The following is a 22227-nucleotide window of genomic DNA, read 5'->3' on the forward strand; positions in this document are numbered from 1 at the left end:
GTGGACGAGCAAAAAGCCCTGAGGGTGATGCGCGAATTGGTCGACAGCGGCCAATTGACCGACCCGGACAGCGCCCGCGGCAAACTGCTGCAAGTGGCCGCTCACCTGTTTCGTCATAAAGGTTATGAACGCACCACCGTGCGTGACCTGGCCAGTGCGGTGGGTATTCAATCAGGCAGTATTTTTCATCACTTCAAGAGCAAGGACGAGATCCTGCGGGCAGTGATGGAAGAGACCATTCGCTACAACACCGCGTTAATGCGCGCAGCCCTGGCCGAGGCCGGCAGTGTGCGAGAGCGGGTTCTGGCGTTGATTCGGTGCGAATTGCAGTCGATCATGGGCGGCAGCGGCGAGGCCATGGCAGTGCTGGTGTATGAGTGGCGTTCGCTGTCAGCGGAAGGTCAGGCGCAGGTACTGGCGCTGCGTGATATTTACGAAGACATCTGGCTGCAGGTGCTGGGCGAAGCCAAGGACGCCGGTTTTATCCGTGGCGACGTGTTCATCACCCGCCGTTTCCTGACGGGCGCGTTGTCCTGGACCACCACCTGGTTTCATGCCGATGGCAGCATGAGCCTCGATCAATTGGCCGATGAGGCGTTGATTCTGGTACTTGCAGAACGTCAGTGAGCCGTCTATCTCGGCAAGAAACTGGCTAAGTTGGCGAAACCGCCTAGCTTGTATGCATTGATGAGTATTTTTTGGGGAGTGGGCTGTTTTGATGTCTTCACCAATTCGAACGGCGTCGCGGCTTTTGCTGGCGGTGCTTGCTGTGTGCTGCGTGTTGCCTTCTCAGGCTGCCCAATTGGTGCGGGTCGGTGCCGCGCATTTTCCACCCTATACCGTGCGCCCGGAGTCCGGTGCCGACACGGGGCTGTTGCCGCAACTGGTGGAAGCGCTGAATCAGTTGCAAACCGACTATCAGTTTGAGCTGGTGCCCACCTCGATTCCTCGACGTTTCAACGACTTCAAGGAAGGCCGGGTCGATATGGCGATTTTCGAGAACCCGGACTGGGGCTGGAAGGACATCCCGCATACCCTCGTCGACATGGGCCTGGAAGATGCAGAAATTTTTGTCGCGCAGAAGAAACCCGATCGCGATGAGAATTATTTCAAGGACCTGACGGGCAAGCGCCTGGCGCTGTACAGCGGCTATCACTACGAGTTTGCCAATTTCAATGCCGATCCCAAGTATCTGGCCGAGACCTACAAGGCCACGTTGACCTATTCCCATGACAGCAACCTGTTGATGGTGCTGCGTGGGCGAGCGGACATTGCCTTGGTGACCCGCTCTTATCTGAGCGATTACCTGCTGCGTAACGAGAAAGTCGGCGAGCAGTTGCTAGTGTCGCAACGCATCGATCAGGTCTATCACCATTACGCGCTGATTCGCCCGCAGGCGCCAATTACTGGTGAAGCATTTGGCAAATTGCTGCAAGGCCTGCGAAACAACGGCCAGATGCTGAAGATTTTCGACCCCTACAAAATTGCCCTGGTGCCGGTGGGCAAACCCTGACGGAGACAGATCCGGGGAAAGCAGACGACCATTCATCGGTCTTTCGCATTATTCGATTAGTCTCAGATTTGACAGTAGACGTTTCGCCGTCTTAGCTCCTTTCCTGACCGACCCCATGGAGGGGTTGGCTCTCAGCCAGAAAGGATTTCTGCCATGTCAAACCCCTCGTTGGTTTCTCTCTCCTGCGTTCCCTCCCCTGTGGTGGCGCAAGCTATCGATGATGTACTCATTCTGAAAAATCCTGACGATTCGACCGGTGTCACGGTCGAGGTCGCGCGTTGGCCATTCATGGTGGTCAACCAAAAGGTGACGTTGCATGTCTGCGGTCAACAGGCCGATGGCTCGCCAGTGATGCTGCGAGTGGCTGATGCCGAGCCCGTCACGCAACAGGAGTTCGCGGAAGGCTGGCGCCGGAATATTGCCTGGGCGTCCTTGCAGGATCTGAAAGACGGGAGCCATCTCGCGTTTGTTTTTCAGGCTGCGCTGGATGGAGGCAGTTGTGCTGGTCCGGTGTTGTTCCCGACATTGTGTCTTGAGGTTCGGGTGCCTTTTGAGGACAAAACGACCTTCTCGGAAAAAGACGGTACCAATAACTGGAATGGCTGGATGAGGGGGGAGGCCGCGACTGATCCACGGGACCTCACCATCACCAAAGATGGAGATATCTACGTATTATTCGACAATACCTACACCAACAACTCTGACGGCACGGTGTTGAAAAAGACCTATCAGGGGCTGGAAGTAGGGCGATCCTATGAGTTCGGGTTGACCGTGCGCAGGTGGAATACCAGCTACTCAGTTCCGGTGCTGTCACTCAATAGCGGACAGCAAGTCATTGCTCCCGCGACGGAATTTCCATCAATGGCCTGGGCACCGCTCAAAGGCACTTTTACCGCGAGCTCGTCGCAGATGGAGTTGCAGATCGTTAGCCATGTCGCCACCGGAAACGGGAATGACTATGCCTTCCGTGAAATCTGGGTCAGGTCGCTCTAGCGTCCGCGCAACCTCGATGGCCTGGAACTGACCCTGGCTGTGCATGACACCGCGAGCGCTCGTTAAGGTTCGCGGTGTTTTTCGTTAAATTTCCATGCCTGGCTCACGTCCCCTCAGTTAACTGTCGACGATTACCGTGAGCCTCACCCATGTCCAATCTGAATGACCTGACCACCTTGGCCTTGCCGTCAGGCAACTGTCTTGTAGCCGATGAAACCGCCAGCCGCCTGAGCCTCAGCCTGCAAGGGCAACCGTTGATCGAACTGCGGCTGACCCGCGAGCCCGAGTTGCATCTGCGGCTGGAGGAGCGCTTCGGCCGCCCTGACGGTCAGGCTTTCTGGGCGGCCTGCTATTGGCTGTTTGCGCGTGACGCGGCTTGTCAGCGTCTGACCTGGCACCTCGATGACGTGCCCACTGAAGCCTTGCTCAGCGGGCTGCTGATCGCGACCGAAGTCACCGGTCATTATCGCTGCGAACGCACACTGTTCTGGCAATTGCCCCAGCCTTGGCTGGGTGAGTCGCGCACCGGCAGCTATCCGCAGCAAATGGTCATCAGCGGCGGCAAGCGCCATCCATTGCGTGCAGTGAAACCCCGTGGTGAGGTGTATCGACGCTTCGATGCGCGGCTCGGTGCGTGGGTCTCCCTGCGCACGGTAGAAATCGAGCATGACCTGGCGCGTTTCAACCGCTGGCAGAACAGCCCGCGAGTGGCGAGTTTCTGGCAGGAGGAGGGCAGTCTCGAGAAGCATCGCGCATACCTGAGCAAGCTCGAAGCGGACCCGCACACCTTGACGCTGATCGGTTGTTTCGATGATCAGCCATTTGCCTATTTCGAAGTCTATTGGGCCAAGGAAGATCGCATTGCGCCGTTCTATGATGCTGGCGATTACGACCGTGGCATTCACATGCTGGTGGGCGAAGAACATCACCGCGGCCCGCACAAGGTGGCGAGCTGGCTATCGGCGCTGGTGCATTACCTGTTTCTCGATGATCCACGCACTCAAAGGGTGGTCGCCGAGCCTCGCGCTGACAACGCGAAGATGATCGGGCATCTGCACAATCAGTGTTTCCACTGCGAAAAAGAGTTCGACTTCCCGCACAAGCGCGCGGCGCTGATGATGCTGGGGCGTGAGCGGTTTTTTGATCGGTGTTCGTTGGCTTGATGCGTATGGCTCAAGGTCTGTTGCGGTCTTGAGTCAGTCTTCGCGGGCAAGCCTCGCTCCTACAGGATTGTGTCGATTACATTATTTGTGAACGACACAACACTGTAGGAGCGAGGCTTGCCCGCGAAGCTTTTAACGGCGCGCAAAGGTATCCGCACGATTGCCCGACACCTTGCGGCAATGCACCAGCGCATCACGAATCATGAAGTTCACCAGGGTTGGCGAGACGCCGAGTTCCTTGGCGATGTCTTTTTGCGGCACGCCGTGCAGGCGGTACATCTCGAAGGCGTAACGGGTACGGCTAGGCAGCTCCGTCAGCGCATCGGCAATGTTTTCCAGGGTCGAGAAGTTCATATGCGAGGTTTCCGGCGAAGCGCCCTGAATCACCACGTTCAGACCTTCCTCTTCCGGGCCCGAATACTTCTGCTCCAGCGCCTGTTTGCGGTAATGATCGATCGCCAGATTACGCACGATCTGGAACAGGTAACTGAGCTGAGCCTTGATTGACGACGTGATCTGCGGCGCCGATTGCAGCCGGAAGAACGCATCCTGCACCACATCTTCGGCGCGTGATCGGCAACCGGTGATGCGGGCGGCAATCTTGACCAGAATCAGTCGGTTGTCGACGAAGGCCTGAAGTAGCGGTGAATCGCACCTGCTTGTGGATACTTGTTCCGTCATTGGAAATCACCTTGCTGCAAATAGGGTCGTGGGACGACAGGGGGGCGGCGTCGTCCTACACATCGAGCGACAAATTATGTTGAATGATAATGATTGTCAATTGAGAAAGAGAATTAATGCTCCGCAAAAGAGCAGAGTGAGAGCTGCGACACGCTGACTCACCTACCGACCTCAAGCCTGCTGGCGCTCTAGCCTGGCGACTAATTATTTCAAGGCCTCATCCGTTCTCATTGGTGAATGGCTGCGGGCGCAAGTCCCGGCTAAACCAGCATTCCCAAGCCTTGCGCGGTCGGCGAAGACCGCGTCCTGCATACCCAATGAATGGGTGTGACGTACGAAAACCGATTCCACTTGCAAGCCGAATTCAGGCAGGAAACCTCATGACCGACGCGTTCGAACTCCCCAGCACACTGGTCCAAGCCCTTCAGCGCCGCGCGGCCCTGACGCCGGACCGGGTGGCCTTGCGTTTTCTCGCCGAAACCCAGGATGAGGCTGTGGTGCTCAGTTATCGTGAGCTCGATCAGCGGGCGCGGACCATTGCCGGAGCGTTGCAAGCCGAGGCGTCGTTCGGCGATCGCGCGGTGTTGCTGTTTCCCAGCGGCCCGGATTACGTCGCGGCGTTTTTTGGCTGTTTGTACGCAGGTGTCATTGCAGTGCCGGCCTATCCGCCTGAATCGACCCGTCGTCATCACCAGGAACGTCTGCTGTCGATCATTAGCGATGCCGAGCCGCGCTTGCTGTTGACCAGCGCCGACCAGCGCGACGCGTTGCTGCAAATCAACGAGGCGCCGCCGCTGCTGTGTGTCGACACCCTCGACAGCGCCCTGGCCGAACGCTGGGTTGCGCCGGACTTGCACGGCGACCACATCGCCTTCCTGCAATACACCTCCGGCTCCACCGCGTTGCCTAAAGGTGTGCAAGTCAGCCACGGCAACCTGGTGGCCAACGAACTGTTGATTCGTCACGGATTCGGCATCGATCTGAACCCCGACGACGTGATTGTCAGCTGGTTGCCGCTGTACCACGACATGGGCCTGATCGGCGGTCTGTTGCAGCCGATTTTCAGCGGCGTGCCGTGTGTGTTGATGTCGCCGGCGTACTTCCTCGGCCGACCATTGCGCTGGCTGGAAGCGATCAGCGAATACGGCGGCACCGTCAGCGGCGGACCGGACTTCGCCTATCGACTGTGCAGCGAGCGAGTCAGCGAATCGGCGCTGGAACGCCTCGACCTGAGTGGCTGGCGCGTGGCGTATTCCGGTTCCGAACCGATTCGCCTCGACACTCTGGAACGCTTCGCCGAGAAGTTCGCGGCCTGTGGCTTTACGCCGGACAGCTTCATGGCTTCCTATGGCTTGGCGGAAGCCACGTTGTTCGTTGCCGGCAGCCCGCGCGGCCAGGGCATTCCGTCGTTGCGCGTGGATGATCAGGCCCTGGCGCAAAACCGTGCCGAGCCGGGCGATGGCAGTCCGATCATGAGTTGCGGCATCAGCCAGCCGGATCACGCAGTGCTGATTGTCGATGCCGTATCGCTCGAAGAACTCGCCGACAACGCGGTCGGTGAAGTCTGGGCCACCGGGCCGAGCATCGCCCATGGCTACTGGCGCAACCCTGAAGCCACGGCCAAGACGTTCATCCAGCACGCCGGGCGCACCTGGCTGCGCACCGGCGACCTGGGCTTTTTGCGTGACGGGGAATTGTTCATCACCGGGCGCCTGAAAGACATGCTGATCGTGCGCGGTCACAACCTTTATCCGCAGGACATCGAGCAGACCATCGAACGTGAAGTGGAGGTGGTGCGCAAAGGTCGCGTGGCCGCGTTCGCGGTCAACATCGAGGGTCAGGAGGGCATCGGCATCGCCGCGGAAATCAGCCGCAGCGTGCAGAAAATCCTGCCGCCCGAGGCGTTGATCAAAGCCATCCGTCAAGCGGTGGCCGAGGCGTATCAGGAAGCACCGAGCGTGGTGGTATTGCTCAATCCGGGAGCGCTGCCGAAAACGTCCAGCGGCAAGTTGCAACGCTCCGCCTGCCGCAATCGCCTGGCCGATGGCAGCCTCGACAGCTATGCGCTATTCCCGTCGGCAGACATCACAAGCACGTCTGAAACCAGCCCCGGCTCAGAGCTGCAAACCCTGATCGGCCAGATCTGGTGTGAGCAATTGCAGGTCAAGCAGGTCAGCGCCGATGACCATTTCTTCCTGCTCGGTGGCAACTCCATCGCCGCCACTCAAGTAGTCGCGCGCCTGCGTGAAGAGCTGGGGCTGGAGCTGAATCTGCGCCTGTTGTTCGAAGCGCCAACCCTTGGCGCATTCGCCACTGCTATCGCTCAGCAACAACAGGATGGCGGCGTGGCCCAAGGCGCGATCATGCTCTTGTCGCGCAGTGATGCCATGCCGCAATCCCTGGCGCAAAACCGTTTGTGGATCACCTGGCAACTCGACCCGCAGAGCAGCGCCTACAACATCCCTGGTGCCTTGCGCCTGCGCGGCGAACTGGACGAAGACGCCTTGCGCGCCAGTTTCCAGCAACTGATTGAACGTCACGAATCCCTGCGCACACGTTTTTTCGAGCGTGACGGTGTGGCCCTGCAACAGGTCATTACTGCCGGCGAATTCAACCTGCAAGTGATCGACATCAGCGATCTGCCAGCCGCCGAGCGTGAAGCCCGCGCGCAGCAAATCCGCGAGGACGAAGCCTGCACCCAGTTCGATCTGGAAAAAGGCCCGCTGCTGTGGGTGACGCTGGTGCGCCTCGGCGATGAGGATCATCAACTGCTGGTGACGATGCACCACATCATCGCCGACGGTTGGTCGATGAATGTGCTGATCGACGAATTCTCGCGGCTGTACGCGGCCGCTTCTCAAGGCCAGACCGCCAGCCTTCCAGCGTTGCCGACGCAATACGCCGACTACGGCAGTTGGCAGCGCCAGTGGTTGGCGCAAGGGGAGGGCGAGCGTCAACTCGCTTACTGGAAAGCGCAGTTGGGCGTTGATCATCCGACCCTGAACCTGTCCACCGATCATCCGCGTTCGGCGCAACACATTCACAGCGCCGCCCGCCACACGCTGCGTTTGGAGGCGAGCCTGGGCGATGCCATTCGCCAGACTGCCCAGGCTCATGAGTCGACGCCGTTCATGCTGTTGCTCGCGGCATTCCAGAGCTTGCTGCATCGCTACAGCGGCCAACGCGACATTCGCATCGGTGTGCCGAATGCCAATCGTCCGCGCCTGGAAACCCAGGGGCTGATCGGTTTCTTCATCAACACCCAGGTGCTGCGCGCCGAGGTGGATTCGCGACTGCCGTTCGTTGAGTTGCTGGCGCAAACCCGTCAAGCGGCATTGGGCGCGCAAGCGCATCAGGATCTGCCGTTCGAACAACTGCTTGAAACCTTCCCGCAGGCCCGCGAGCAGGGTCTGTTCCAGGTGATGTTCAACCACCAGCAACGAGATCTCAGTGCGCTGCGTCGTTTGCCGGGACTGCTCGCCGAAGAGCTGCCGTGGCACAGTCGCGAAGCCAAGTTCGACCTGCAACTGCACAGTGAAGAAGACCGCAACGGTCGCCTGAGCTTTTCCTTCGACTACGCCAGCGAACTGTTCGATGCAGCGACCGTTGAGCGTCTGGCCGAGCATTTCGCCAACCTGCTGCGAGCCATCTGCGAGCGCCCACAACAAGCGATCGGCGACCTGCAACTGCTGACCGCCGCCGAACACGCTCAGCAAAATGACTGGAGCGTTGCCCCATGCAACCCGGCGCAACAGTGGCTGCCGGAACTGCTCAACGAGCAAGCGCGCCAGACCCCTGAGCGCACCGCGCTGCTGTGGGACGGCGGCAGCCTGGATTTCGCCGAACTGCACGCCCAGGCCAACCGTCTGGCGCATTACCTGCGTGACAAAGGCGTCGGTCCGGACGTGTGCGTGGCCATCGCCGCCGAGCGTTCGCCGCAATTGCTGATCGGCTTGCTGGCGATCATCAAGGCCGGCGGCGCTTATGTGCCGCTGGATCCGGATTACCCGGCCGAACGCCTGGCCTACATGTTGAGCGACAGTGGCGTCGAGCTGCTGCTGACCCAAACCGAATTGCTCGATCGCTTGCCGGCCACCGACGGCGTCAGCGTGATTGCCATGGACACCCTGCATCTGGAGAACTGGCCAAGCCATGCGCCCGGTCTGCACCTGCACGGCGACAACCTGGCCTACGTGATTTACACCTCCGGTTCCACCGGTCAGCCGAAGGGCGTTGGCAACACTCACGCGGCGCTCGCTGAACGCCTGCAATGGATGCAAGCCACCTACCGTCTGGACCAAACCGATGTGCTGATGCAAAAGGCACCGATCAGTTTCGACGTGTCGGTGTGGGAATGCTTCTGGCCGCTGATTACCGGGTGCCGCCTACTGCTCGCCGGCCCCGGCGAACACCGCGATCCGCACCGCATCGCGCAACTGGTGCAGCAATTCGGCGTGACCACACTGCACTTCGTGCCACCGCTGCTTTCGTTGTTCATCGACGAACCGCTCAGCGCCGAATGCACCAGCCTGCGTCGACTGTTTTCCGGTGGTGAAGCGTTGCCCGCTGAACTGCGTAACCGTGTGTTGGAACACTTGCCGGCAGTGAAACTGCACAACCGCTATGGCCCGACCGAAACGGCGATCAACGTCACCCACTGGCATTGCACAACGGCTGATGGCGAGCGTTCGCCGATTGGCCGGCCATTGGGCAACGTCCTCTGCCGCGTGCTCGACAGCGACCTCAATCCTGTACCGGCCGGGGTGCCGGGCGAACTGTGCATCAGCGGAATCGGTTTGGCCCGGGGCTATCTCGGTCGTCCAGGCTTGACCGCGGAACGCTTTGTGGTCGATCCGCTGGGCGAGCAGGGCACACGTCTGTACCGCACCGGTGACCGCGCTCGCTGGACCGCCGACGGCGTGATCGAATACCTCGGTCGTCTCGATCAGCAAGTCAAACTGCGTGGTTTTCGTGTCGAGCCGGAAGAAATCGAAGCGCGTCTGTTGGCGCAGGCTGGCGTCGCCCAAGCGGTGGTGCTGGTGCGCGAAACGGCGGCGGGCGGGCAGTTGATCGGTTACTACACCGCCACTGACACCAGCGAAACCATCGATGCTCAAACCATGCGCCTGAAAACCGCGCTGGCGGCTGAGCTGCCGGAATACATGGTCCCGGCGCAACTCATGCGTCTGGATGAAATGCCTCTGAGCCCGAGCGGCAAACTCAACCGTCGCGCCTTGCCGGAACCTCAATGGCAAGTCCGCGAGCACGTCGAACCGGTCACTGCCCTTGAGCAACAAATCGCCGGCATCTGGCGTGAAGTGCTGGGCCAAACACAGATCGGCCTGCGCGATGACTTCTTTGCCCTCGGCGGCCATTCTTTGCTAGCCACGCAAATCATTTCCCGCACCCGCCAGGCCTGCGACGTCGAGTTGCCGCTGCGGGCGCTGTTCGAGGCCAGTGAATTGGGCGCTTTTGCCGAACAGGTTCGCTTGATCCAGGCCAGCGGCAAAACCAACAAACAGCCACCGATCGATAAAGTCGATCGCAGCCAACCGGTGCCACTGTCCTATTCTCAGCAACGCATGTGGTTCCTCTGGCAGATGGAACCGGACAGCCCGGCCTACAACGTCGGCGGTATGGCGCGGCTGCGCGGCGTGCTGGATGTCGGGCGTTTCGAAGCGGCGCTGCAAGCGCTGATCATGCGTCACGAAACCCTGCGTACGACGTTCCCGAGCGTCGACGGCGTAGCCCGGCAACAGGTTCACCCCGACACTCGCCTGCGCATGGACTGGAAGGATTTCACCACGCTGGATACCGATGGCCGCGAATGGCAGGTCCAGCAACTGGCCGATGATGAAGCCCATAAGCCTTTCGATCTGGAAACCGGGCCGCTGCTGCGTGCTTGCCTGGTCAAGACCGCCGAGCAGGAGCATTACTTCGTCCTGACCCTGCATCACATCGTCACCGAAGGCTGGGCGATGGACATCTTCGCCCGGGAACTGAGCGCGCTCTACGAAGCGTTCGTTGATGACCGCGAATCACCGTTGCAACCACTGCCGGTGCAGTACCTGGATTACAGCGTTTGGCAGCGTCAATGGCTGGAATCCGGCGAACGTCAACGCCAGCTCGATTACTGGACCGCGCAACTGGGCCGCGAACATCCGCTGCTGGAACTGCCGGCCGATCGTCCGCGTCCGCCGGTGCAAAGCCACCAGGGCGAACTGTTCCGCTTCGATCTGAGCGATGATCTCGCGGCGCGGATTCGTGCCTTCAACGCCTACAACGGTCTGACTCTGTTCATGACCATGACTGCCGCGCTGGCGGTGCTGCTTTACCGCTACAGCGGCCAGACCGATCTGCGCATCGGTGCGCCGGTGGCCAACCGCATTCGCCCGGAAAGCGAAGGGCTGATCGGCGCGTTCCTCAACACTCAAGTGCTGCGTTGCCAGCTCGACGGGCAGATGTCTGTCGGCGAGTTGTTCGAGCAGGTTCGCCACACGGTGATCGAAGGCCAGTCCCATCAGGACCTGCCGTTCGATCATCTGGTGGAAGCCTTGCAGCCACCGCGCAGTGCGGCGTACAACCCGCTGTTCCAGGTGATGTGCAATGTGCAGCGCTGGGAATTCCAGCAGAGCCGCACCCTGGCCGGGATGACTGTCGAGTACTTGGCCAACGATGCGCGAGCGACCAAGTTCGATCTCAACCTGGAAGTCACCGACCTCGACCATCGCCTCGGTTGCTGCCTGACCTACAGCACCGATTTGTTCGACGAGCCGCGCATTGCGCGCATGGCCGGGCACTGGCGCAATCTGCTGGAAGCATTGCTCGTCGATCCGCAGCAACGCCTCAGTGAACTGCCGTTGCTGGAAGCCACTGAACAGCAAAACCTGCTCGATAGCCTTGGCATTGAGCCGGGCGAGCATCGCCTCGATCAATGCATCCATCACCTGTTCAGCGAACAGGCGCTGGTGCGCAAGGACGCGCCGGCCCTGACCTTCGCCGGGCAAACCCTGAGCTACGCCGAGCTCGACAGTCGCGCCAATCGTTTGGCCTGGATGCTGCGCGAGCGCGGCGTCGGGCCACAGGTTCGGGTCGGTTTGGCGCTGGAGCGTTCGCTGGAGATGGTCATCGGCCTGTTGGCGATTCTCAAGGCTGGCGGTGCCTATGTGCCGCTGGACCCGGAATACCCGCTGGATCGCTTGCACTACATGATCGAAGACAGCGGCCTCGGTTTGCTGCTCAGCGATGCAGCGATGTTCGCGGCGCTCGGTGAACTGCCGGCCAGCGTCGGCCGTTGGTGCCTGGAAGAAGACGCCGCTGCACTGGCCAATTACCCGGCCAGCGAACTGCCGTTTATCAGCCTGCCGCAACATCAGGCGTACCTGATTTACACCTCCGGCTCCACCGGAAAACCGAAAGGCGTGGTGGTGTCCCACGGTGAAATCGCCATGCACTGCCGCGCCGTGATCGAGCGCTTCGGCATGCGCCCCGACGACTGTGAGTTGCACTTCTATTCGATCAACTTCGATGCCGCGACCGAGCGTCTGCTGGTGCCGCTGCTGAGCGGTGCGCAGGTTGTCCTGCGTGCGCAAGGCCAGTGGGATGCGCAAGAGATTTGCGGGCTGATTCGTCAGCACCACATCAATATTCTTGGTTTCACCCCAAGCTACGGCAGCCAGTTGGCGCAATGGCTGGCGACCCAGGGCGAAACCCTGCCGGTGCGCATGTGCATCACCGGCGGCGAGGCGTTGACCGGCGAACACCTGCAGCGAATTCGCGCGGCGTTCAAACCGAGCCTGTTTTTCAACGCCTACGGCCCGACCGAAACCGTGGTCATGCCGCTCGCCAGCCTGGCGCCCGAGCAACTGGAAGAAGGGCTGGGCAGTGTGCCGATCGGCAGCGTGATTGGCGCTCGCGTCGCTTACATCCTCGACGCCAATCTGGCGTTGGTGCCACAAGGCGCGACGGGCGAGTTGTACGTCGGCGGTGCCGGTCTGGCGCAGGGTTATCACCAGCGTCCGGGCATGACCGCCGAACGGTTTGTTGCTGATCCGTTCGCCGCCGATGGCGGACGTTTGTACCGCACCGGTGACCTTGTCCGTCAGCGCGTCGATGGTCTGGTCGAGTACCTCGGCCGGATCGACCATCAAGTGAAGATCCGTGGTTTCCGCATCGAACTGGGCGAGATCGAAACCCGTTTGCTGGAACACGAATCCGTGCGTGAAGCGGTGGTGCTGGCCCTCGACGCACCGAGCGGCAAGCAATTGGTCGGCTACCTGGTCACCAACGTCGCCGAACAGGATGAAGCGCAACAAACTGCATTGCGCGAAACGTTGAAGGCGCACCTCAAATCGCAGTTGCCGGATTACATGGTGCCGACGCATTTGATCCTGCTGGCCAGCATGCCGCTGACCGCCAACGGCAAGCTCGACCGCCGCGCACTGCCGGCGCCGGACCCGGAGTTGAATCGTCAGCAGTACGTGGCGCCGAGCAATGAACTTGAGCTGACCCTGGCCGGCATCTGGTGCGAAGTGCTGAATGTCCAGCAGGTCGGCCTCAACGACAACTTCTTCGAACTGGGCGGCGATTCTATTCTGTCGATCCAGGTGGTCAGCCGTGCGCGGCAGCAGGGCATCCACTTCAGCCCGCGTGACCTGTTCCAGCACCAGACCGTGCAAACCCTCGCAGCCGTCGCGACCCGCACCGAGCAGGTCACGGCCGAGCAAGGTTTGCTGAGCGGAGAATCGCGTTTGACGCCGATTCAGCACTGGTTCTTCGACACAGAAATCCCGCAGCGTCAACACTGGAACCAGGCGTTACTGCTGGAGCCGACCGTAGCGCTGGAGCCGCATCGTCTGGAGCAAGCGCTGTTGGCGGTGATCGAACAGCACGACGCCTTGCGTCTGCGCTTTACCGACGTCGCCGGCCATTGGCAGGCCGAGTACCAGGCGGTTTCCGACGCTGCCGTGCTGTGGCAGGTGCAAGTGCCGGCCATGGACAAATGCGTGGCGCTGTTCGCCGATGCCCAGCGCAGCCTCGACCTTGAGCAAGGGCCGCTGATGCGGGCTCTGCTGGTCGATGATCCTGATGGGCAACAACGGCTGTTCATTGCCATTCACCACTTGGTGGTGGACGGGGTGTCGTGGCGGGTGCTGCTGGACGATCTGCAAACGGTTTATCGTCAACTCGAGTCCCGGCAGTCGGTAAAACTGCCGGCGAAAACCAGCGGCTTCAAGGATTGGGCCGCACGGTTGCAGGCTTACGCCGGCAGCGAATCCCTGCGGGAAGAATTGAGCTGGTGGCAGGCGCAACTGGCCGGGCCAAGCGCTGAATTGCCGTGTGATAGTCCGCAGGGTGGTCAGCAAAATCGTCACGCGCAAACCGTCAGCGTGCGCCTCGACAGCGAGCGTACCCGCCAACTGCTGCAACAGGCGCCGACGGCCTATCGCACCCAGGTCAATGACTTGCTGCTGAGCGCATTGGCCCGTGTGCTGTGCCGCTGGAGCGGTCATGAATCGGCGTTGATTCAACTCGAAGGCCATGGTCGTGAAACCCTGTTCGACGAGATTGACCTGACCCGCACCGTGGGCTGGTTCACCAGCGCCTATCCGCTGCGCCTCACGCCTTTGAATGAACAGGGTGCGTCGATCAAGGCGATCAAGGAGCAACTGCGCGCGGTGCCGCACAAAGGTTTGGGTTATGGCGTGCTGCGTTACCTGGCCGATGATGTTTGCCGTCAGACCATGGCTGCGTTGCCGGTGGCGCCGATCACCTTCAACTACCTGGGGCAGTTCGATCAGAGCTTCGGCAGCGATGCGCTGTTCCGTCCACTCGATGAACCGATGGGCGCGGCCCACGATCCACACGCTCCGCTGCCCAACGAGCTGAGCGTCGACAGTCAGGTGTATGGCGGTGAGTTGGTGCTGCGCTGGACCTTCAGCGCCGAACGCCACGATCTGCAAACCATCACCGAATTGGCGGACGCGTATCTGGGCGAGTTGCAAAGCCTGATCCAGCATTGCCTGAGCGACAACGCGGGCGGGCTGACGCCGTCGGACTTCCCGCTGGCCAGACTGACTCAGCCGCAACTCGACGCATTGCCCGTCCCGGCGGCGATGATCGAAGACGTCTACCCGCTGACCCCGATGCAGGAAGGCATGCTGCTGCACACCTTGCTCGAACCGGGCACCGGCCTCTACTACATGCAGGACCGCTACCGCATCAACAGCGAGCTCGATCCGGAGCGGTTTGCTCAAGCCTGGCAAGCGGTGATCGCCCGTCACGAAGCCTTGCGCGCCTCGTTCTGCTGGAACGTCGGCGAAGACATGCTGCAAGTGATCCACAAACCGGGCAGCACACCGATCGACTATCTGGACTGGAGCGCGGTTGCCGAAACCGAGCAAGAGCCGAAGTTGCAGGCGCTGCTGAAAAGCGAGCGTGAGGCCGGGTTCGATTTGCTCAATCAGGCACCGTTCCACCTGCGCTTGATCCGCGTGGGCGCGGCGCGTTACTGGTTCATGATGAGCAACCACCACATCCTCATCGATGCCTGGTGCCGTTCGCTGCTGATGAACGATTTCTTTGAGATCTACACCGCCCTCGGCGAAGGCCGCGAAGCGCAGCTTGGGTTTGTGTCGCGTTATCGCGATTACATCGGCTGGCTGCAACGCCAGAGCCTCGCCGAAGCGCGGCAGTGGTGGCAGCAGAACCTGCGAGGTTTCGAGCGCACCACGCCGATTCCGAGTGATCGACCGTTCCTGCGTGAACATGCCGGCGACAGCGGCGGCATGATCGTCGGCGACCGCTATACCCGACTCGATGCCCGCGATGGTGCGCAACTGCGTGAATTGGCTCAGGCCCATCAGCTGACCATCAACACCTTCGCCCAGGCGGCGTGGGCGCTGGTGCTGCGTCGCTTGAGCGGTGATCGCGACGTGCTGTTCGGCGTCACGGTGGCTGGGCGTCCGGTGGAAATGCCGGAGATGCAACGCACGGTCGGGCTGTTCATCAACAGCATCGCCCTGCGGGTGAAAATGCCCGAAGACGATCAGCGTTGCAGCGTTCGTCAGTGGCTCAGCGGTTTGCTCGACAGCAATATGCAACTGCGCGAGTACGAATACCTGCCGCTGGTGAGCATCCAGGAAAACAGCGAACTGCCTAAAGGCCAGCCGCTGTTCGACAGCCTGTTCGTGTTCGAAAACGCGCCGGTGGAAGTCTCGGTACTGGACCGTGCGCAAAGCCTCAACGCCACCTCGGATTCAGGCCGCACCCACACCAACTTCCCGTTGACGGCGGTGTGTTATCCGGGCGATGACCTGGGCTTGCACCTGTCTTACGACCAGCGTTATTTCGACGAATCCACGGTCGAACGCATGCTCGGTGAATTCAAGCGCCTGCTGCTGGCGCTGGTCGAAGGCTTCCATGGCGACATGGCCGATCTGCCGCTGCTGGGCAATGAAGAGCAGGACTTCCTGATCCATGGTTGCAACCAGAGCGAACACGATTACCCGCTGGAGCAGAGCTACGTCTCATTGTTCGAAGCACAGGTTGCCGCGCATCCGCAGCGAGTTGCCGCCAGTTGCCTGGATCAGCAGCACAGCTATGTTGAGCTGAACCAGCGCAGCAACCGTCTCGGCCATGCGCTGATTGCGGCCGGCGTCGGCCTGGATCAACCGGTGGCGCTGCTCGCCGAACGTAACCTTGACCTGCTGGGCATGATCATCGGCAGTTTCAAGGCCGGTGCCGGTTACCTGCCGCTGGACCCGGGCCTGCCGAGTCAGCGCCTGAGCCGGATTATCGACCTGAGCCGCACGCCATTGCTGGTCTGCACCCAGGCATGCCTCAAACAAGCGCTGGCGTTGCTCAATGAATTCGGCTGCGCCAATCGGCCGAAGTTGCTGGTTTGGGAAGGCGTGCAGACGAGCGATATTTCGGTGGCCAATCCGGGCATTTACAGTGGCCCGGACAACCTCGCCTATATGATCTACACCTCGGGTTCCACCGGTCTGCCGAAGGGCGTGATGGTGGAGCAGCGCGGCATGCTCAATAACCAGTTGAGCAAGGTGCCGTACCTGAAACTGAGCGAGGCTGATGTGATCGCGCAGACTGCTTCGCAAAGCTTCGATATTTCAGTCTGGCAATTCCTCGCGGCACCTCTGTTCGGCGCTCGGCTGGACATCGTCCCAAACAGCATCGCCCACGATCCGCAAGGTTTGTTGGCGCATGTTCAGAGCCAGGGCATCACCGTGCTGGAAAGCGTGCCGTCGCTGATTCAGGGCATGCTCGCCCAAGACCGCATGAGCCTCGATGGCCTGCGCTGGATGCTGCCGACCGGTGAAGCAATGCCGCCGGAGCTGGCGCATCAATGGTTGCTGCGTTACCCGGAGATGGGTTTGGTGAATGCTTACGGTCCAGCGGAATGCTCGGACGATGTGGCGTTCTTCCGCGTCGATCTGGCTTCGACGCGCGGCAGTTATCTGCCGATTGGCACGCCGACCGACAACAACCGTTTGTACCTGCTCGATGGCGCGCTGGAACTGGTGCCGTTGGGGGCGGTGGGTGAGTTGTGCGTGGCTGGTACCGGTGTGGGGCGCGGCTATGTGAGCGATCCGTTGCGTACCGCTCAGGTGTTTGTGCCGAACCCGTTCGGTGCACCGGGGGATCGCCTGTATCGCACCGGCGACCTGGCCCGACGTCGCAGTGATGGCGTGTTGGAATACGTCGGGCGCATCGATCACCAAGTGAAGATTCGCGGTTACCGCATCGAACTGGGTGAAATCGAGGCGCGGCTACATGAGCAACCGGAAGTTCGCGATGCAGCGGTGAGTGTGCAGGAGGGCGTCAACGGCAAGCATTTGGTCGGTTATCTGGTCGCAGCGGATTCGGCGTTGAACCCGAACGAACGGCTGGAGCGCATCAAGCAACGTCTGCGCGCCGAATTGCCGGAATACATGGTGCCGCTGCACTGGTTGTGGCTCGACAAGCTGCCGCTCAACGCCAACGGCAAACTCGATCGCAAGGCCTTGCCGGCGCTGGAGATCGGCCAGTTGCAGAGCCAGGACTATCAGGCGCCGCGCAATGAGCTGGAGCAGACTCTGGCGGATATATGGGCTGAGGTGTTGAAGGTCGAGAAGGTCGGCGTGCGTGACAACTTCTTCGAACTCGGCGGCCATTCGTTGCTGGCCACACAGATCGCCTCGCGGGTGCAAAAAGCCTTGCAAAGCAACGTGCCGCTACGAGCGATGTTCGAGTGCAGCACGGTGGCGGAGCTGGCCGAGTACATTGATGGGTTGGCGGCGAGCGACATTACCGGGGAGAAGGTGGATCGGTTGAATGACCTGATGGCGGAGTTGGAGGGTCTGTGATTCTTTAGCGTTTGTGAAGACCCCTTCGCGAGCAAGCCCGCTCCCACATTTGTCCTGCGAACACAGGTCCAATGTGGGAGCGGGCTTGCTCGCGAAAGGGCCAGGGTAGACACCACAAAGCTCCGGGTTGACTGCCGGTCCCATGCGGCTCAGTCTTCCTGTGCTTTTTTTATGGATCCGATTTCACCAGGGAGACAGTCAATGCCCTTCGTAACGGTTGATGGACAAGCGCTTCACTACATAGATCAAGGCACAGGCCCTGCGGTTCTGCTGGCCGGCAGTTACCTGTGGGACCAGGCCATGTGGGCGCCACAGATTGCGGCGCTGTCGCAGCATTATCGGGTCATCGCCCTGGACCTGTGGGGGCATGGCGAATCCGGGCGGATGCCCGAGTGCATGACGTCGCTGGATGACGTGGCGCGCCAGGCACTGGCATTGCTCGATCATCTGGACATCGATCGCGTCACGCTGGTCGGTCTTTCGGTGGGTGGCATGTGGGGCGTTCGACTGGCGCTGTCGGCACCGCAACGGCTCAACGGTCTGGTGCTGATGGACACCTATGTCGGCGTCGAACCGGAACCGACTCGCCAATACTATTTCTCGCTGTTCAAGCAGATCGAAGACACGGGTGTGATCTCGTCGCAGCTGCTCGACATTATTGTGCCGATCTTCTTCCGTCCGGGCATCGATCCGCAATCGGCGCTGTATCAGGATTTCCGCGCAAAACTGGCTGCGCTGCCGGCCGACCGCTTGCGTGAAAGCATCGTACCGATGGGGCGGATTACCTTTGGGCGTGATGATTTGTTGCCGCGTCTGGGTGAACTGAACCCTGAAACCACGCTGTTGATGTGCGGCGATCAGGACAAACCGCGACCGCCGTCGGAAACCAAAGAAATGGCCGAGTTGATCGGTTGCCCGACTGTGCTGGTGCCGGAGGCGGGGCATATCTCCAATCTGGAGAATCCGCAGTTTGTTACCGACGCGCTGTTGAAGTTTTTGGCTGAGAGCACTTAGTCGATCTTACTGACGCCATCGCGAGCAGGCTCGCTCCCACAGGTTATCGCATATCCCTGTGGGAGCGAGCCTGCTCGCGATGGGGCCGGTGGGATTACTTAGGCCCCAGAATCTTCACCAGTTTATCCGGCGTCGGCGCGCCTTGTTGCTGTTGCAACTGACCCTTGTCGTCCATGTAGAAAATCGCCGGGGTGGCGGCCAGTTCCAGGTCTTCCATCAACTGCATGTTCGCCGCGAATTTCGCCTGAATGGCCGGCGGCACGTCTTTCAGCGCTTTGAGCGAACTGTCCTTGCCGGATTTCTCGTGCTCTTCCAAGGCTTTTTGCGGGTCCTTGGCGGCCAGCAGCGCGGCGGATTTGCCCGGGCTGTCTTCGCGGATGATGCCAACCATGATGTGCCGCAACTGCACCTTGCCGGCCTTGACCCACGGCCGCGCCTGTTCCCAGAACATGTTGCAGTACGGGCAATTCGGGTCGCTGAACAGATAGACGATTCGCGGTGCGTCCTTGTTGCCATCACCGATCCAGTTGCTCGCTTCCATCTTGCCCCAGACTTCCTTGGCCATCGGCGCGTAGACCAGTTTCTGCAACGGCGCGCTGCTCAGGTCATTGCCTTCGGCGTCGTACAAATTGCCCAGCAGTACATGTTTGCCGTCCGGGGTCAGGTACAGCGCCATGCCACGGTTCTGGTATTGCGCCGCATAACCGCGCAGGCCGTCGGGGGCGTCGAACTGGCCGACGATTTTCGCGCCCTTGGCTTCGATCTTCTTGATCGCTTCAGGCAATTCTTCGGCCTGTACCGACGGCAAGTGCAGCAGGGCGGCACCCAGGGTCAAGGTCAGCAGGTGGCGGAGGCGGAGCATGGCAATTTCCTTGAAGGCGTGGCCGAGGTGGCCGGGTTCGGGGTGTCGAAGTTTTCCAGGGCGCGGGCCAGGCTGGCTTCAGAGAGCTCGCCCAGATGGCTGCCCAGCAGGTGCCCGTCGGGGCTATAGAACAGCGTAGTCGGCAATGCCATGGAACCCACGGCCTGACCCAATCGACCGCTGCTGTCGAACAGCACGTTAGTCAGGCTCAGGCCCTGGGTTTCGAGGAAGGTGCTGACGCTCTGCATGCTTTCGGCCTGGTTGACGAACAGGAAGGTCAGGTCCGGACGCTGTTGCTGGGCGTTTTCCAGCACCGGCATTTCCCGGCGGCACGGCGGGCACCAAGTGGCCCAAAGATTGATGACCAGCGGACCGCCCTGGTAATCGCTGAGCGGTATGGTTTGGCCGGCGGCATTGCGCAGGGTGATCTGCGGCAGGCGCGTGCCTTGTTCGTAAATACTCAGGGAGAATGTCGCCAGCAACCAGAACGCCAGACCACTAGCCACGCCAAAGCCCAACGGTCGGCGCAGGCCCGGGCGACGCCAGCCTCGATACAAGGCGGCGAGCAACAGCACGATCACTCCAGGCCAGGCGAGGAAACCACCGTCACGCAGGTCGATGATCTGCCATGGGTCGTGGCGATACTGCGCCCAGTAGGCGATCACGAAACCGACCCGGGCCGCCAGCATGCCCAGCAGGAACAGGCTGAACAGCACCGACTCCGGGTTCTCGCCACCACGCTTGGCCACCCGCCAGCCGACAAAGGTCGCCAGCGCCAGGGCGCTGATCAGCAGCAGGTGATTAAGCGCGATGGCAAAGGTGCCGAGGGTAAAAGTCAGCATTAACGAGCGTCTCGGGTGGTGGTCCAGCGTTGCAGGAAGGTGCCGGCATCGACCTCACCGGTGATGCGCTGGCTGCGGCGCTCTTCGCCGTCGGGGCCGATCCACAACAGGCTTGGCGGCCCCGGCACTTTATAGCGCCCGAGCAGTTCGCGGCTGGCGGCATTGTCGGCGGTGACGTCCAGCCGTAGCAAGCGTACATCGCTGAGCGCTTCCAGGACCTGCGGTTTGCCGAAGACCTGTTTTTCCATGACTTTGCACGACACACACCAGTCGGCGTAGTAGTCCAGCAGCACCCATTGCCCCTGGGCCTTGGCCGCATCGAGTTCGCGTTGCAGGACGGCGGGTTCCTTGACCGTGGTGAATGCATCATGCGCGCTCGGCGCGGCAGCACCGGTACGGCCGGCGCTGTACACCTGCAACGGCTGATACGGATCGTCACTGCCGCCTGCCGCACCGACCACCAGCAGGCTGCCCCACAGTCCCAACAGCAGCGAACTGGCGCCGAACAGGTGGGCAACTCGGCCAAATCCTTGCGACTGCTTCCAGGCGCTGTAGGCGGCGATCAGCAACAAGGCGCCACACAGACCGAGCCACAATGATTCAGCCAGCACCGGCCGCAGCATCAGCAGCGCCGTGGCGAGGAATAGAAAGCCAAATACACCCTTGAGCAGGTTCATCCACGCACCCGGTTTGGGCAGGAAGCGATTGCCGACAGTCACCAGCAGCAATAGCGGCACGCCAATGCCGATACCCATGGCGAACAGAATCAACCCGCCGTGCAGCGCATTTCCACTCTGGGCGATATAGAGCAAGGCTCCCGCCAGCGGTGCGGTCATGCAAGGACCGACCAACAGGCCGGACAAAGCCCCGAGTACACCGGCACCGATCAGGCTGCCACCGCGCTGATTGCGCGAAACATGCTCGAGCCGATCTCGCATGGCCACCGGTAACTGCAGCTCAAAGAAACCGAACATCGGCAAGGCCAGCAGCACGAACACCGCTGCAAAGCTGCCCAACAGCCATGGATTCTGCAGCAGCGCTTGAAGGTTCGCGCCAAGCAGCGCAGCCAGAACGCCCATCGCCGCATACACCAACGCCATACTGGTCACGTAACTGCCGGCCAGGACAAAACCGCGTTTGGGCGTGGCCCCACTGCCAACGATCAAACCCGCCAGGATCGGCAGCATCGGCAACGAACAAGGCGTGAACGCCAACAGCAGCCCCAGGCCGAAGAACACCAGCAGACTCCAACCCAGCGTCCGTTGCTGCAGGCCGCTGGCCAGGGCCTGGTCGGGCGCTTCTTCAGTAAACGCGGTAAGGACGTTACTTGCGCCAAGGTCGACCACTTGAGTCTGCGGCGGATAACACAAACCGGCATCGGCGCAGCCTTGGAAGCCAACTTTGATCTGACCAGTGGTTCCGGCCGGAATCTTCAGCTCCAAGCCCTGGCGATAGACCTGCTGTTCGCCGAAGAACTCGTCGCTGTGGGACTCGCCCTCGGGCAGCGCTGGCACCTGCTTCGGGGCCAGACCGTCGAATTTCAGGCGTTTCTGATACAGGTAATAGTTGTCGGCAATTTGCCAATAGAGCTGGGTTTCCCCGGATTCAAGGCGTTCGGAGGTGAAAATGAACGCTTTTTCCACCGGGAGAAAATCGGGTTTGGTTTCGAACGGATTCGTTCCAGCCTGGGCCACACCCGAGATCAACAGAACAAAGAATAAAAACAATCGACGCATGGGTAAGCCTTATCCCTGTGCAAGTGAGGGGCACAGTGGCGGGCGGCGATTAACCGATG

10 protein-coding genes are annotated in these 22227 nt (G+C 60.8%); 6 read left to right on the forward strand and 4 right to left on the reverse strand.

The genetic code is table 11. The features are described from left to right. The 4 genes from AB4O41_RS25600 to AB4O41_RS25615 all read left to right on the forward strand — a co-directional run bounded on the left by AB4O41_RS25600 (window position 1) and on the right by AB4O41_RS25615 (window position 3669). Entirely contained in the window at window positions 1–627 is a 627-nt protein-coding gene (locus tag AB4O41_RS25600; protein ID WP_367372422.1) for a TetR/AcrR family transcriptional regulator, read from the forward strand. A gap of 91 nt (window positions 628–718) precedes the next feature. Continuing rightward, window positions 719–1513 carry a substrate-binding periplasmic protein gene (locus AB4O41_RS25605; protein WP_460145180.1) on the forward strand — a complete coding sequence of 265 codons (795 nt, stop codon included), beginning with the start codon at window positions 719–721 and terminating at the stop codon, window positions 1511–1513. Window positions 1514–1666: 153 nt separating this feature from the next. Beyond that, entirely contained in the window at window positions 1667–2506 is an 840-nt protein-coding gene (locus AB4O41_RS25610) for a sugar-binding protein (RefSeq protein ID WP_460145181.1), read from the forward strand. Window positions 2507–2655: 149 nt separating this feature from the next. Further along, entirely contained in the window at window positions 2656–3669 is a 1014-nt protein-coding gene (locus AB4O41_RS25615; protein ID WP_460145182.1) for a GNAT family N-acetyltransferase, read from the forward strand. Between the two features lie 132 nt (window positions 3670–3801). On the opposite strand, the gene AB4O41_RS25620 is transcribed toward AB4O41_RS25615, so the two are convergent. Then, window positions 3802–4350 carry an RNA polymerase factor sigma-70 gene (locus AB4O41_RS25620; RefSeq protein ID WP_007894994.1) on the reverse strand — a complete coding sequence of 183 codons (549 nt, stop codon included), beginning with the start codon at window positions 4348–4350 and terminating at the stop codon, window positions 3802–3804. Between the two features lie 380 nt (window positions 4351–4730). Here AB4O41_RS25620 and AB4O41_RS25625 point away from each other — a divergent pair, with 380 nt between their 5' ends. Both AB4O41_RS25625 and AB4O41_RS25630 read left to right on the forward strand, forming a co-directional pair. Then, window positions 4731–17714: a non-ribosomal peptide synthetase gene (locus tag AB4O41_RS25625; RefSeq protein ID WP_460145183.1), complete on the forward strand. Its 12984-nt coding sequence runs from the start codon at window positions 4731–4733 to the stop codon at window positions 17712–17714. A gap of 201 nt (window positions 17715–17915) precedes the next feature. Then, window positions 17916–18728: an alpha/beta fold hydrolase gene (locus tag AB4O41_RS25630; protein WP_460145184.1), complete on the forward strand. Its 813-nt coding sequence runs from the start codon at window positions 17916–17918 to the stop codon at window positions 18726–18728. A gap of 94 nt (window positions 18729–18822) precedes the next feature. Here the strand turns inward: AB4O41_RS25630 and dsbG are convergent, their stop codons facing one another. From dsbG to dsbD, 3 genes are read right to left on the reverse strand one after another with little or no spacing between them, the layout of a single operon-like run. Then, the gene (gene dsbG / locus AB4O41_RS25635; protein WP_460145185.1) at window positions 18823–19590 is read right to left on the reverse strand and encodes a thiol:disulfide interchange protein DsbG; all 768 of its coding nucleotides are present in this window, start codon (window positions 19588–19590) and stop codon (window positions 18823–18825) included. Further along, entirely contained in the window at window positions 19566–20432 is an 867-nt protein-coding gene (locus tag AB4O41_RS25640; RefSeq protein ID WP_460145186.1) for a TlpA family protein disulfide reductase, read from the reverse strand. Before AB4O41_RS25640 ends, dsbG begins: the two co-directional genes overlap by 25 nt. Continuing rightward, window positions 20432–22168 carry a protein-disulfide reductase DsbD gene (gene dsbD, locus AB4O41_RS25645; RefSeq protein WP_460145187.1) on the reverse strand — a complete coding sequence of 579 codons (1737 nt, stop codon included), beginning with the start codon at window positions 22166–22168 and terminating at the stop codon, window positions 20432–20434. Before dsbD ends, AB4O41_RS25640 begins: the two co-directional genes overlap by 1 nt. Between the last annotated feature and the right edge of the window lie 59 nt (window positions 22169–22227).

It is taken from the genome of Pseudomonas sp. S2_A02 (assembly GCF_054668495.1).

Coding starts and splice junctions, on each gene's coding strand:
- AB4O41_RS25630 (WP_460145184.1), top strand. CDS start 17,916: ATGCCCTTCGTAACGGTTGATGGACAAGCGCTTCACTACATAGATCAA.
- AB4O41_RS25615 (WP_460145182.1), top strand. CDS start 2,656: ATGTCCAATCTGAATGACCTGACCACCTTGGCCTTGCCGTCAGGCAAC.
- AB4O41_RS25620 (WP_007894994.1), bottom strand. CDS start 4,350: ATGACGGAACAAGTATCCACAAGCAGGTGCGATTCACCGCTACTTCAG.
- AB4O41_RS25605 (WP_460145180.1), top strand. CDS start 719: ATGTCTTCACCAATTCGAACGGCGTCGCGGCTTTTGCTGGCGGTGCTT.
- AB4O41_RS25625 (WP_460145183.1), top strand. CDS start 4,731: ATGACCGACGCGTTCGAACTCCCCAGCACACTGGTCCAAGCCCTTCAG.
- AB4O41_RS25640 (WP_460145186.1), bottom strand. CDS start 20,432: ATGCTGACTTTTACCCTCGGCACCTTTGCCATCGCGCTTAATCACCTG.
- dsbD (WP_460145187.1), bottom strand. CDS start 22,168: ATGCGTCGATTGTTTTTATTCTTTGTTCTGTTGATCTCGGGTGTGGCC.
- AB4O41_RS25610 (WP_460145181.1), top strand. CDS start 1,667: ATGTCAAACCCCTCGTTGGTTTCTCTCTCCTGCGTTCCCTCCCCTGTG.
- dsbG (WP_460145185.1), bottom strand. CDS start 19,590: ATGCTCCGCCTCCGCCACCTGCTGACCTTGACCCTGGGTGCCGCCCTG.